We start from the raw sequence: 13,836 nt of genomic DNA, 5'->3' as shown, positions 1-13,836 counted from the left end.
AAAAGCACCCGACGGAGTTTAATTTGAATTTAACTGTAGGTACGATCGTGCGAACGCTTCTCTGTCCACTCGTCTGTAGGGGCAAAGTAGGTTTTGTCGGTCGCGTGAAGATGTTCTTTGACAACTTCCTCGTTGAGTTCAATTCCCAGGCCTGGGGCAGAAAGGGGAACCGGCGCATAACCTTTGTCAATCATCTTTCCGCCTCCGGTCATGGTCACCAAACTTTCCCACCAAGGGACATCCACTGAGTGATGCTCAAGAGACAGGAAATTCTGTGTAGCCGCTGCGCAATGCACATTGGCCATAAAAGAAACTGGAGTACCTGCCTGGTGCATAGCCATAGCAATCCCAAACTCCTCCGCGTAATCTCCGATTCGCTTGGTCTCCAACAAACCTCCACTTGAAGCCAAATCTGGATGGATGATGTCCACCGCCCGATTGTGAATTAATTCTCTGAAGCCATTGAGCAGGAAAATATCCTCCCCTGTGAGATTTGGGGTATCGAGTGTATCGGTGATGATTTTGTGCTGCTGCCACATCTGCCATGGCACCATGTCCTCAAACCAAGCCAGGCGATATTTGTCCAATGCTTTGCCCAATCGGAGACAGTTGTTGATGTCAATGTGGCCATAGTGATCAGTTGAAATGGGAATTTCATAACCCACCATCTCTCGGACATTATGCACGATTTTTTCCAATTCATCGAGTCCTTTTTCAGTGATCTGGATTCCGGTAAAAGGATGCGCAGTATTGGCGTACGACATGTATCCACCCTGCCATTGACTGGATCCCCCTTGTTTAAATATTTCAGGATTTACCAGACAGCCGGGGATGTCCTTGATCTCATTGATCGATACGTCCATTTTCAGCCAGGTATAACCTTGATCTTCGGTCCGAAACCGTATTTTTTCCTTTTGATCTTCCGGACTTTGTCCCTCAGGCGTATCTGCATAAAGGCGGATCTGGTCCCGATAGCGACCTCCCAGCAGCTGCCAAGCCGGAACATTGTAAGCTTTTCCACAGAGATCCCAAAGCGCCATTTCCACTGCGCACACTCCTCCTGCTTGCCTGGCCGGTCCCCCAAATTGTCGGATGATTTTGAAAACCCTCTCCACGTTACAGGGGTTTTCTCCCATGATTCTGCTTTTCAGCATCAGAGCATATCGTGGATCTGCCCCATCCCGCACCTCTCCTAGTCCATAAATGCCCTGGTTTGTGTCGATTCGAATGATCGCTGTGCGCCCCATCACTGCGGTGACGCAGTAGCGAAGGTCAGTGATTTGTAGATCTGAGGGTGCAGAAGCCCGGCTCACTTTACGGGTGGTCTCTGCCATGGTGTCTTCGAAAGTCAGTCCAGTCAGGGCGGCGAGACTAAACCCTCCCAGGGCAGTTTTCTTTAAAAAATCCCGTCGGTTGGCTCCGGTAAGGGGACTCTCAATTTCAGCTTTTCGCTGTGCGGTATAGTGCTTTTCTTCAGCCCTTTGCTGGGCAATGATTTCTTGAAGTCTGTTTTTCATATCTAGGATAGTTTTGGGTTGTTGTTTTGTAGAGGAATCAGCCTTTTTACCAGTTCCTTTCTTTGAAGTAGTTGTCCAATTCGGCCTTGGTCATCGGGAGCTGTCCTGGGTAATTTTCCAGCCAGTTCAGGAAGTCCGCTTTGATCTCATCGGTCCATTCGGAATCGATCTGTCCGGCGAGGTATTTCTTTTCGCGCAAGCGCTGATGACCAAACTCATCCCTCAATCCGGTGACCTCCGAGGTAATCACCAAGTCCTCCACCAAGTGGGCTGGAATGAAAATGACTCCATATTTTTTAGCCAAAACCACATCTCCAGGGAGCACAGTGGCCCTTCCAATCCGAATGGGGGCATTTATAGAGGTGAGCATCATTTCCCTGATAAAAGAGGGATCCTGACCTTTCATCCAGGCATTGAAGCCTTTGATCTCGGACAGCCCTTCTTGATCACGGACCGATCCGTAAAAGATCACTCCCCGCTGGGATTTGGCGTAGATTGAGTTGCCGAGATTGTCGCCGATGAGCGTGCCGTCGGCCATCTTCCCATAGCCATCGGCTACATACACATCTCCGTTGGTCAGGATATCGATCGGCCAGGAATTGGTTCCTCCCTTGGGAGATCTGCCCTCTTTGTCGACTCCCTGTACTTTGATCTGTTCTTGGTAGTCAGGCCGCAGCGGCATGTACTGCGCGGTTACCACCCTTCCGGTCATGGCTGAATCCGGCCAAATTAGCTGCCAGTCTCCTTCGTATTGATTGTTGTAACCCTTGTTGCGAAGCACACCCCAAGCCTCCTCTATGGAGATATTTTTCAGACGCTCCAGGATCGAATCGGAGACCTTGGGTCGACCGTCAGGGAATCGTTCCCCTTTCCATTCCGCGGTGAGTGCCTTAATAAAATCGGGGCTTGCTCCCACTTCCTGTGAAAGTGCCTGCGTGGCCAGTCCTCCAAAAAGCAGGAAAAGTGTGAACAAGCGGGTAAGTTTGGTGTGTCTCATGGTTATTGATTGGTTAAGGGTTAATTGTTAAGGGTTAAGCCGTAAACTGGGTAAACCGCCTACTGGGGACTGCAAACTGCTCCCTGATTTGCTCTATTCGAAAAAAGGAATTCCCGGGACAGCATGTTTCTTCATTCCTTCTTCATTGATCTCGACACCGATTCCAGGCTTTTCCGAAAGGGTGATAAAACTGTTTTCAACCCTGGGTCCATCATAGGTCACGATGTCCTGCCAAAGAGGATCGGTGTCCATATAGATCTGCCATTCCAAGATCTGGAAATTTGGAACGGAGGCACAAACGTGGCAGGAAGCCATTGCACCGAGAAATGATGCCACCATGTGGGGTGAAAATGGCACATAGTACAAATTGGCGAGATTTGCGATCCGCTGGCCTTCACCCAGTCCACCCGCCTTCTGCAAGTCCGGCATGATGATATCCACCGCATTGTCTGCAAGTAACCTTGTGAATCCATAGGCCAGATAGATGTTTTCGCCAGTACAAATAGGAGTTGAAGTCTCCTGGGCTATTTTTTTGTAAACGTCTACATTGTCGGCAGGAACAGGCTCCTCCAGCCACATGAGATTCAGCGGCTCGTACATTTTGGCCATTTTGAGGCCGGTGACCGCATCGTACCGTCCATGCATGTCCACACAGATATCGATATTGGGACCTACCGCTTCGCGAACCGCCGCCATGGCGCTGTACATCCGGTCGATTTCCATGGGATTTGCCGTCCAATTGAAGCGGTCATATTTGTTGGGATCCCGGCCGTTGTCCACATCAAATTTCACGGCGTTGTATCCTCTACCCACTGCATTTTTTGCTGCAGCGGCATAGTCATCGGGAGTGGGATTGGTTGAGGAATACAGGGCTGTATCGCAATAGACCCTGATCTTATCCCGGAATTTTCCACCCAAAAGCTGGTAAACCGGGACTCCAAAAACCTTCCCAGTCAGATCCCACAACGCTGTCTCGATTGCTGTCAAAACAGCCACATAGACTCCTGATTGGGCTCCGCCAAAAAAGGCTCCTTTGCGTAGCTGCTCTGCCAGGCGATTGGGATTCAGGGGACTTTGTCCTTTGATCTGATCGCCTAGTCTTTTGACTAAATAATAGGTGCCCTGGATTGCATCTACTGCTTCTCCGCAGCCCCAGACATCCTGGTTCGTGTATATTTTCACATAGAGTGCTCCGCGGACATACCCGCATTTCACTTCGGTGATCTTCAGATCCGATGGTGAGGAAGCTTTTGGAGACTTCTCGACAGCGGCCTCCAAACCACTCCCGAAGGTGCTCAAAAAAGCAGCGCCGGTCAGACCAATACTTTTATGGAAAAATGCTCGTCTATCTTCAATTTTTGGGTTCATTGCAATTTTGGTTTATGGGTTACCAGGTTCGGTTTTTTAAGTATTCCTGAATTTGCTCGCGGGATACGGGCAGTTCATCGATGTGATCATTGAGCCATTGGGAAAAATCCCGCTCAATCTCCTCCGACCATCGCGTATCGATCTGACCTGCAGTGTATTTCCCTTCTCTCAATCGCTCATGACCAAACATATCCCTGAGCCGAACAATCTCGGAAGTGATCACCACCTTTTCCGCTAGGTGAGCCGGAATAAAGGACACCCCGCCATCTCGACCAAGGACCACATCTCCGGCCATCACGGTCGCTTGCCTGATTTTAGTCGGTTGATTGATTCCCACGAGCATGGTATTTAGGTTGCCCTGTTGATTGTGATGGGAAGGATGATAGCTGGTGAAATAAGAGGTAAATCCACCGATTTCTCTGAGCCCGGCAATGTCCCGGATCGCACCGTCATAGACGATTCCATTTCCTGTTTTGGCATAAATGGCATTGCCGACATTGTCCCCGATCGTAGGTCCATCGATCTGAATCCCAAATTGATCAGCTACATAGACATCCCCTTTGACCAGAAGATCCACCGGCCAGGAGTTTTGGCCGCGCTTGCCAGCGGCTTTTCCCCGCTCATCGATGGCATTGTGGATGTCCGGTCTTCCCGGAAGGAAGGTTGCAGTCACCGCTCGACCGATCAGGATACTGTCGGGATTGATTTCCTGCCAGCCATCAGCATATTGATAAAGGTATCCGGCATTTTTCATTACCGCCCAGGCCTCATCATGGGTGACTAAGCGCATACGGCGGATAAGGTCATCTGAGACTTTGGGACGACCGTCTTCAAATCGCTCTCCTTTCCACTCCCGGGTGAGGTAGAGTAGTTCTTCTTTGGAGATTTGCTGCGAATAGGATAATAGACAACAGGTCAGCCAGAATAGGCTTAAAAGAAAAATTCTCTTCATAAATAGATTTGTATAAGAAAGGAAAAAGCAGCCCGGAAAATCCGGGCTGCTGGAGTTTATTTATGCCACCAAACCTTGGTAGCGAGATTGTCCGGTCCTTGTCCGGAGATTGCTGTGCCTACATTACTGCCATTCACAGATATCTCTGAGTTGGGATAAGTCAGCCTATTGATAAAAGGCACCTCCCGTCCTGGAAAGGGATTTTCCTGAAGAACTGGAAAACCGGTTCTCCTGAAATTGGCAAATGCTTCCGGTCCATTCAAAAAGGAAGAAATCCAATATTGAGTATTGATCTGTTCCATGGCTTTTGCCGGATCAAAGGGATTTGCAACCAGATATTGGTCAATTGCAGCCTGTGGAATTGTTGAACCCGGATCTATGGAGCTGATCTGATTCATGTGAGCCGCAACCGCACTTTTGTAATACTCCTCCGCAGTCCCGGTTGTGATCCATCCCCTCGTACGGGCCTCAGCCAAAAGCAAGAGGTTTTGGGAAGCAGTTACCAGGAAATTAGGAGCTGTGAGCTTGGTGATTCGTCTTCGGTCCACCTGGCTAAATTCATAAAAGCTTGCCAATCCCGCAGCAGCGGCGGCCTTAACTGCGCCTGCATTGTCATTGCCCATGGGCATTCCGACCTGGATGGCAGGATCAAAACTTGCATTGGTAGTGGTTTGCTCAGGCCCTGATTTAGCTCCGACATAGGTGACCGCAATGGCGCGCAAGCGCGGGTCGCCGGTGCTCTTTAGGTAGTTGACAAACGGAGCGGCAAGGTAGAAATTGGCAGCCTCAGTCGAGTTGAGCATGTTGCCAATCGGATTGTTATAATTGGCGTCATGGGCAATGAAGGAGTTTTCTGCATTCGTCAGGATCACTCCTGGAGCAGCTTTGGCTACGACCTGCTGAGCTGTAGCGGGATCCACTTGGCTCAACCGCATCCCTGCCCGAAGCAAAAGTGAGTTTGCATAGGCTTTCCATTGTGGAATATTTCCTTTGTAAAGGATGTCAGCAGTTTCGATTTTGCCTGTAAGGCTCAATGCTGCACCGGCTTCTTCCAATTCCTTAATGATGGCAGGATAGATGCTTTCTTGCTTGTCATAGGTTGGAAAAAAGATCTGATCTGAATAGCCCCTTCCTGCTTCTGCAAATGGCACACTTCCGTAGGAGTCCGTCAGGATCATAAACGCGTGAGCCTGTACGATCCGAGCCATGTTATACACATTGGAGAAGGTAGGATCTTCCTTGGTACGGTTGATGATATCTCCGGTGTTCTTTACGACATTCTGGTAGTAGTTTTGCCAATTTACCTGAGTTGAGGCGCGGTTGTCTTGGTTGTAATTGGCACCTGTAAGTACTCCTGAGTTTGGAGAGATTATTTGCTGAACTATGCCCACTTCATAAATCACAGTGGCTGTAGGATATGCAAGGCCAAGAGAAGCAGCATTTAACTGTATAATTGGATCGAGGGTTGTTGCCCGAACTTTGTTGGTATTAAGCTCGTCAAAACCTTCTTCGCAGGAGCTGGATACAATGAAAAGCATCAAAATAGCCAGATAGTTACATGTCTTTTTCATGATGAATAGCTTTAGAATTTAACGTTCAGGTTGAATCCAAGACCTCGGGTAGTAGGTAAGCCCGTGGATTCCATACCGACAAGATTGTCTGAGGAATAGCCAAATGATTCCGGATCGATGTTGTCCACCCACTTTTTGATCATGAGTACGTTATTGGCAACTAGGGATAGCTTGATGGATCTGAATGGCTGATTCTCATTCAGATGTTTGGTAAAATCATAGCTCAGGGTTATTTGTCGAAGCTTCCAATATCCCGCATCATAAATGACCGGTTCTACGAGGGCTTGAGAGCGCACCACTTCCCAATAGGATTGTACCGGAGCTACTGCCGTGTTCACTTCTCCTTTTTCATTGACACCATCACCTACCACACCTCCCTCTCTGCCTTCAAGCGTCATCTTATGAAGACCATGTCGGGTAGCGTTGAAGTTTGTTCCCGAGAGCATTTTTCCACCCAGTTTAAAGTCAATCAAGAAGGAAAAGGAGATTCCCCTGTAGTTAAAAGAGTTGTTCCAACCTCCGATCCATTTGGGGAGGGCACTGCCAAAGTTGACCAAGTCGGGTGTACGAACCGGAAGTCCGTTTGCCGCAAAGATCTTTCGGCCCTGCTCATCGCGTTTGAATCCGAAACCGGCGATCTGAGCCATTTCCATTCCTACGATTTGCCGAAGTTCACCATTGAAAACGTGTGTTCCCACCGTGATTCGTTCTCCGGGAGTTTCTGTAAGTAGACTCAAAACCTCGGTGATGTTATAGGCGGCATTGAAGGTAGATTCCCAAGTAAAATTCTCCGTTTCGATAGGAACCAAGGTCAACAAAGCTTCAATCCCTTTGTTACTGCTTTGGCCGCTGTTGATGGATGTATTTAGGAATCCGGATGCGTCCGATATCTGGGCACTTACGATCTGATCGGTTGTGATTTTTCGATAGGCTGCCATATCGAGGCTAATTCTGCTGCTTAGCATGCTGAGTTCGAATCCAATTTCAGTCTCGGCAATTCGCATCGGCCGGAGATTGGGATTGGGAAGCGTGCCTCCCAAAGGGCCACCAACAGGCTGACCGTTGAGCAGGTTAGCATTTACGTTGTAAAAGAGCACGTTGGAATAGGCGCCTACGTCGGAGTCACTTCCCACTTCAGCATAGGCCGCGCGGAGCTTTCCGAAGTTTATCAAACCTGAGGAAACAGACTCTGAAAATACCCAGCTAGCAGAAATAGAGGGGTAAACAATGCTTCGGTTTTCCTTGGACAAGGTGGAAAACCAATCGTTTCTCACAGTTCCATTGAGAAAAAGTCGGTCCCGGAATGAAACTTCCGCCGATCCGTATAACGAATTGACACCTCTTTCATTCAGATCATAGATTGGGTCTTTGGCACGGCCGTTTTGAACAGTGTAAAGATCTCTAATGACAAAATCAGTGACTTGAACACTATTGAGATCCGATCTCCGCTGCATGTGGTTCCCTCCCAACGAGATATTGGTCTTAAAATCCCCAAAAGTGTTGTTGGCAGAAATCAGGAAATCGGCATTGATCTCCCTGAATCTTCTTGACTCCTGTGTGAAAAGCCCATTGACAAAACCTGCTGGAGCGGGAGCTCTGGAGGCCTGGCCATGGGGAAAGTTGTTGTAATCCTGATCTCTGGACCAGTAATCCTGACCGACGCGACCTTGGATGGAAAGCCAGGAAAGGAGCTGATATTTTGCGTGAAGATTTCCAAAAATCCTATCCCTTCGGACATTCTGAAATTGCTTATCAAGTGTGAAATAGGGATTGGTTCGATTCATGAATCGAGAATAAATTATTTCATTTCCAATTTCGTTGTAAGCATTTTCCTTAAGGATTTCCAATGGCATCGAATTGGCCATATTATAGAGCGCTACCGGAATGGTATTGTCTTGGTTGCCAATATTTGGTGCGTTTTTGTTTTCTTCCTGCGAGTAGTTGATGTTACCTCCAAAACTGAATTTGGGAGAAAGCTCATAGCTAAAACCTAGATTAACGGTATTTCTGTTGTAGGTATTGTTTGGCACAATTCCCTTACTGTCAAGGTTGGCAACTGAGAGACTGAGTCCGCCTTTGTCACCAGTGGAGGTGAGGGTTACAGAATTGGTGACGTTTTGTCCATTTCGGAAAAATTCATTGATAATTCCTTGTTGAGGGACATAGGGCACTTCCAATCCATTGTAAAGAATATGGGTCATTCCCGGTTGAAATTTCTCTCCAAAAGACCACTGTCCCGAAGTAGGATTTGGAGTCTTCGGACGTACACCCTGCTCTCCCTGTCCGTATTCATATTGATAATCCGTAAAGTCCAGGGGTGTTTCGTTGGTGTAGTTGAGATTATAGGCTACACCAATTCCTTTGCTGTCACCTTTGGTTTTGGTGGTAATCATGATGACCCCATCTTTGGCTCTGGATCCATAAAGGGCGGCTGCAGCGGCACCTTTGAGGATAGTCATCGACTGGACGTCATCCGGGTTGATACTGGATAGACCGTCGCCGCCGTCAGAGGTATTCCCTCCGCCACGGACCCCAATCGAGTTGTCAGAAGCGCTGTTTCCCGGGTTGGTTCCGAAGTTGGTATTGTCTATCGGCACTCCGTTGATCACTATCAATGGGTTGTTTTGGCCCGAAATGGACGATTGACCCCGAATTCTGATTTTGGACGTACCACCTGGACCAGTACCGAGTGAGGAAATATTTACACCTGCTACTTTTCCTTGCAATGCATTCATCAGGTTCGGGGTTCGATTGATAGTCAATTCATCTGACTTCACGTTCGATGTCGCAAAACCGAGACTTTTTGCTGACTTTTCTATACCCAAAGCTGTGACCACTACCTCTTCAAGATTACTCTCATCCACCTTCATGGTGACATTGACCACAGACCTGTTCTGGATTGTCACTTCCTGCGATTCATAGCCTACAAAAGAAAATACCAAGATGGCATTCCCGTCTGGAGCGATGATGGTAAAGTCTCCGGATGCATTACTCACAGCCCCAGTGCTAGTACCCTTCACCAGGATATTGACACCAGGGAATCCATTGTCGGTTTCGTCCAGAACCTTGCCTGTGACTGTCACATCAAATTGGCTGGCTTGATCTGTCCGATTGGAAACCTGAATTCCCGTGGATGTGGGTGCAGTTGTGTGACTTGTCAAGGAGGTAGCCAGAAATGGATTTTTGATTCCCTCTGACTTTGGTTTGTCCCCTTTCTTCGGATAGATTACAAAGAATCCATTGCCTGCCTTTTCGTAAGTCAGTCCTGAATTCTTCAAGATCTCATCGAGCCCCTCTTCCACCGACCGGTATTTTTTCTTGGAAGTCCTAAGGAACTTTTGGGCCACCAGATCGTCTTTGAAGGCAATCGACACATCAAATTGCCTTTCCAGGGAGGTCAGGCCTTCCTTTAGCGTAAAACTGGATACTGGGCTTTCTTCAGGCAGATATTTGTCTGAGGATGCAAGTACCTCCTGGTACTGTGCCTGCACCCACTGGGTGCCAGCTCCGTACAAACAGAGAATTAGTAAAAGCTTTTTCATAGGATAAATTGGGTTGTTTAATTGACTGGTACTTCTTAATTGATATAATAAGTTGAATCACGGTAGTCGATTTGAATGTGGAATATCATAGCCGTGAGTTTCATAAATGAATCCCCATCGGACAGAGGCATTGATCCTGAGGCGCTTTGATTTAGATCGACATTAGGCCCTATCTGAATCTTTATGCCATAGTTTTCCTCAGCTATTCGGACCATTTCCAATAGCGAAGTGCTTTCCAACTGAAGGACTTTTTTGGTCCAGGACACATAGGAAACGGGGTTTACCCGCTTCTTCTGGATCTTTCGCTGGTCATATTCTACCAGGTCACCTGGTTTCATCAAGATTTTAGATTGTCCTGAGATTTCAGAGAAACTCATGGTCACATTTCCCTCACTGAGCAAAACTCTGGTTTGATGATTTCTTTGGTAGACATTGAATTGAGTCCCCAATACTTCTACCTCTATGCCGGAAGCCGGGTAAACCTTGAAGGGCTGATTGGTCTTTAGGTGGTGTACATCAAAAAATGCCTCTCCTTCTATCCAAACCTCCCGGATTTCCCTGGAGACAAAATCAGAATGATGGATCAAAAGAGAATTGGCATTCAATATCACCTTGGAGCTATCCGGAAGCACAATGGTTAGTGTCTCTCCGAATCCTGTGCGGTAGGTATTCTGTTGGGGTTTTTCCAGAAGAAATAAATAAAAGGCCACACTTGACAACAAAAGGAAGCAAACAGCTATTCCCCTCTGCCAAAACCGCTTGACCATCAAATCCTTGACTAAAGCCGGGGTTTTAGGCTGAATGTCATTCTGGATGTTTTTCCAAATCCCTTGGATATCGGACTCATCCAATCGATAGGCCTGCCAGTTTATATCTAATAAAATCCTTCGGGCCTCCCTGATATCGGAGTAGGAATCTGGATTTTTGGAAATCCAATCCTGCCAAAAATCCTCAAGTGACTGGTCAGAGCGTAATACCCAATCCTGGAAATGGGGATCTTCCAGAAATTTTCCAAGAGGAGAAGAGGTGCCTGAATCTAAAAACTGGCTCACTATTATTCTGCGTTATAAACACAAGAGAAAATTTTATTTCATATCTCATCATTTTACCAGAACTTTTTTTTCTGATTTGAAAAAAAAAAAAAAATCAAAGCACATCTGAAACCAGATCTCTATATGATCATTTGTGCAGCACTATCCTCAAAAGTTGGATGGCTTTTGAGTTGAGATTATGAGCTGCCTCCACGGAAATCCCCATCACTTCGGAGATTTGCTTATAATCAAGGTTATTATAAAACCGCAAAATTACAGCTTCCCGCTGGCGCCGGGTAAGCCCTTGGATTGCGTGCTGAACCAATTTGGAAATTTCGACAGACTCCTCCTCTTGAATCCATTCTGATTCTTTCGAATCCTCCATTTCTCCAAAATCTTCATCCCAAAAATCCTTTTTGATAGCATGCTTGCTGGAAGAAATCTTGGCAAAAAATAAATTTCGAAAGGATTTGAAAAGGTAAAATTTCACCTGAACGACATCTGAGAGGGATTCTTTTTTGAGCCAAATTGAGGTAAACAGTTCTTGAATGCAGTCTTTGACAAGGTCTGAATCTGAAAAAAAATGCATCCCATAGTTATACAAAGGGTTGATGAACTTTTTAAAAAGGGAGGAAAATGCGAGCTCATTCCCCTTTTTCACACTCTCCCAAAGCACTCTGTCTTCCTGAACCGAGGAGTTCAAGGATTTATCGAAAAGTATTTTATTTGGATCATCTAACACTTTCTCAATTTTATATTTTGAAAATCCCACATTTAAGGTAACAATTCATTCCCATTGAGTCAACAAAACAAATTTGCTAAAATCAATAATCGGATTGGAAAGAGGGTTTCAGATGGGGATGTGGCGCTAACATTTGACCCTTACGGGATTATGTCGTTTGGGGCAGCGGGGAAACTTCACAAACAGATAACCTTACTCCCAAATAAAATTCTTACTTTTGCAGCCTCAATTAGGCAAACCATGCAGAATATTCGGAATATCGCGATCATCGCTCACGTTGACCACGGTAAAACAACCCTCGTGGATAAGATCATCCACGCCTCTCAAATCTTCAGAGAAAACCAACAATTTCAGGATCTTATCCTGGACAGCAACGATCTTGAGCGTGAAAGAGGTATTACCATTCTTTCCAAAAACGTATCTGTCCGCTATAAGGACGCCAAAATCAACATCATTGACACTCCTGGTCACGCCGATTTCGGTGGTGAAGTAGAACGCGTTCTGAAGATGGCCGATGGAGTTATTCTTTTGGTGGATGCTTTCGAAGGACCAATGCCTCAAACCCGATTTGTATTGGGCAAAGCTTTGGCTTTGGGCCTTACTCCTATTGTAGTTGTAAATAAAGTAGATAAAGAAAACTGTCGTCCGGACGAAGTTCACGAGTCAGTATTTGACTTGATGTTCAATTTGGACGCAACAGAAGAGCAATTGAATTTCCACACGCTTTACGGTTCTGCCAAGCAGAATTGGATGGGGCCGGATTGGAAAAACCCGACTGACAGCATTTTCCCACTTTTGGATGCCATTTTGGAATACATTCCAGCTCCAAAAATCGAAGAAGGCACACTTCAGATGCAGATTACCTCTTTGGATTATTCCAACTTCGTAGGCCGAATTGCAATCGGAAGAGTGAAAAGAGGAACAATTACCGAAAATCAGCAAATCGCACTTTGCAAAGATGACGGTGTGATCAAAAAAATGCGTGTTAAAGAATTACAGGTTTTTGAAGGCTTGGGTAGAGTGAAAGTAACCGAAGTGACTGCCGGTGATATCTGTGCGGTGATGGGTGTTGAAGACTTCGAAATCGGAGATACAATCGCTAATCCGGATACTCCTGAAGCACTTCCAAGAATCTCGATCGACGAGCCGACGATGAACATGCTCTTCACGATCAACAACTCTCCTTTCTTCGGTAAAGAAGGCAAATTCGTGACTTCCCGTCACTTGAGAGATCGACTTTTCAAAGAAACTGAGAAAAACCTGGCGCTTCGAGTAGAATCGACTGATTCAGAAGACAAATTCTTGGTTTATGGACGTGGAATTCTTCACTTGTCTATCCTGATCGAGACGATGAGAAGAGAAGGATACGAACTTCAGGTGGGTCAGCCACAGGTGATTTTCAAAGATATCGACGGAGTAAAATGCGAACCTATCGAATTGCTCGTAGTGGACGTCCCTCAGGAAACTGCCGGTAAAGTTATCGAACTTGCTACGCAGCGAAAAGGTGAATTGACCATCATGGAGCCAAAGGGCGATCTTCAGCATTTGGAGTTCAGAATTCCTTCAAGAGGTCTGATCGGCTTGAGAAACAACGTCCTGACTGCAACTCAGGGTGAAGCCATCATGAACCATAGATTTTCTGATTACGAGCCTTTCAAAGGCAACATCCCAGGCAGAATCAACGGCTCAATGATCGCCATGGAAGGCGGACCTTGTACCGCTTATGCGATCGACAAACTTCAGGACAGAGGTGTATTCTTCGTGGATCCGGGAGATGATTTGTACGCAGGTCAGGTTGTTGGGGAGCACTCAAGAGACAACGACATCGTAGTCAATATCCAAAAAGGTAAAAAACTCACCAACATGAGAGCTTCCGGTTCTGATGACAACGTGAGAATCATCCCTGCCAAAAAATTCTCCTTGGAAGAATCTATGGAATACATCCAAAAAGATGAATACCTGGAGATCACTCCAAAATCCATCCGAATGAGAAAAATCTATTTGGATGAGAACGAAAGAACAAGAATGGCTAAAAAGGATTCTTAATTGAATAGAAATATTTGCCATTAAGGCTTATCCAAAATCCTCCAATCGAAAGTTTGGGGGATTTTTTTTG

9 protein-coding genes are annotated in these 13,836 nt (G+C 46.4%); 1 reads left to right on the top strand and 8 read right to left on the bottom strand.

What is annotated here, in order from left to right:
• Positions 1-29: 29 nt before the first annotated feature.
• The 8 genes from B0E43_RS17100 to B0E43_RS17065 all read right to left on the bottom strand — a co-directional run bounded on the left by B0E43_RS17100 (position 30) and on the right by B0E43_RS17065 (position 11,681).
• On the bottom strand, positions 30-1,517 hold the full coding sequence (locus B0E43_RS17100; protein ID WP_077352005.1) for a mandelate racemase/muconate lactonizing enzyme family protein: 1,488 nt from the start codon (positions 1,515-1,517) through the stop codon (positions 30-32).
• A 46-nt stretch (positions 1,518-1,563) separates the two neighbouring features.
• Positions 1,564-2,514: an RraA family protein gene (locus B0E43_RS17095; protein WP_077352003.1), complete on the bottom strand. Its 951-nt coding sequence runs from the start codon at positions 2,512-2,514 to the stop codon at positions 1,564-1,566.
• Between the two features lie 93 nt (positions 2,515-2,607).
• Entirely contained in the window at positions 2,608-3,882 is a 1,275-nt protein-coding gene (locus tag B0E43_RS17090; RefSeq protein WP_174567133.1) for a mandelate racemase/muconate lactonizing enzyme family protein, read from the bottom strand.
• Positions 3,883-3,901: 19 nt separating this feature from the next.
• Positions 3,902-4,834, bottom strand: coding sequence for an RraA family protein (locus B0E43_RS17085; protein WP_077352001.1), 933 nt, complete (start codon positions 4,832-4,834; stop codon positions 3,902-3,904).
• 56 nt (positions 4,835-4,890) lie between these two features.
• Entirely contained in the window at positions 4,891-6,405 is a 1,515-nt protein-coding gene (locus B0E43_RS17080) for a SusD/RagB family nutrient-binding outer membrane lipoprotein (protein ID WP_077351999.1), read from the bottom strand.
• An 11-nt stretch (positions 6,406-6,416) separates the two neighbouring features.
• Positions 6,417-9,947 carry a SusC/RagA family TonB-linked outer membrane protein gene (locus B0E43_RS17075; RefSeq protein ID WP_077351997.1) on the bottom strand — a complete coding sequence of 1,177 codons (3,531 nt, stop codon included), beginning with the start codon at positions 9,945-9,947 and terminating at the stop codon, positions 6,417-6,419.
• A gap of 35 nt (positions 9,948-9,982) precedes the next feature.
• Positions 9,983-10,999: a FecR family protein gene (locus B0E43_RS17070; protein ID WP_077351995.1), complete on the bottom strand. Its 1,017-nt coding sequence runs from the start codon at positions 10,997-10,999 to the stop codon at positions 9,983-9,985.
• Positions 11,000-11,126: 127 nt separating this feature from the next.
• Positions 11,127-11,681: an RNA polymerase sigma factor gene (locus tag B0E43_RS17065; RefSeq protein ID WP_168171966.1), complete on the bottom strand. Its 555-nt coding sequence runs from the start codon at positions 11,679-11,681 to the stop codon at positions 11,127-11,129.
• Positions 11,682-11,960: 279 nt separating this feature from the next.
• Here B0E43_RS17065 and typA point away from each other — a divergent pair, with 279 nt between their 5' ends.
• Complete coding sequence (gene typA / locus B0E43_RS17060; RefSeq protein ID WP_077352037.1) at positions 11,961-13,766, top strand: translational GTPase TypA; 1,806 nt, start codon at positions 11,961-11,963, stop codon at positions 13,764-13,766.
• The last annotated feature ends 70 nt before the right edge of the window (positions 13,767-13,836 follow it).

The organism is Algoriphagus sp. A40, from assembly GCF_002002735.1.
Taxonomy (GTDB): domain Bacteria; phylum Bacteroidota; class Bacteroidia; order Cytophagales; family Cyclobacteriaceae; genus Algoriphagus.
This window is presented reverse-complemented; position numbering and strand designations above follow the sequence as displayed.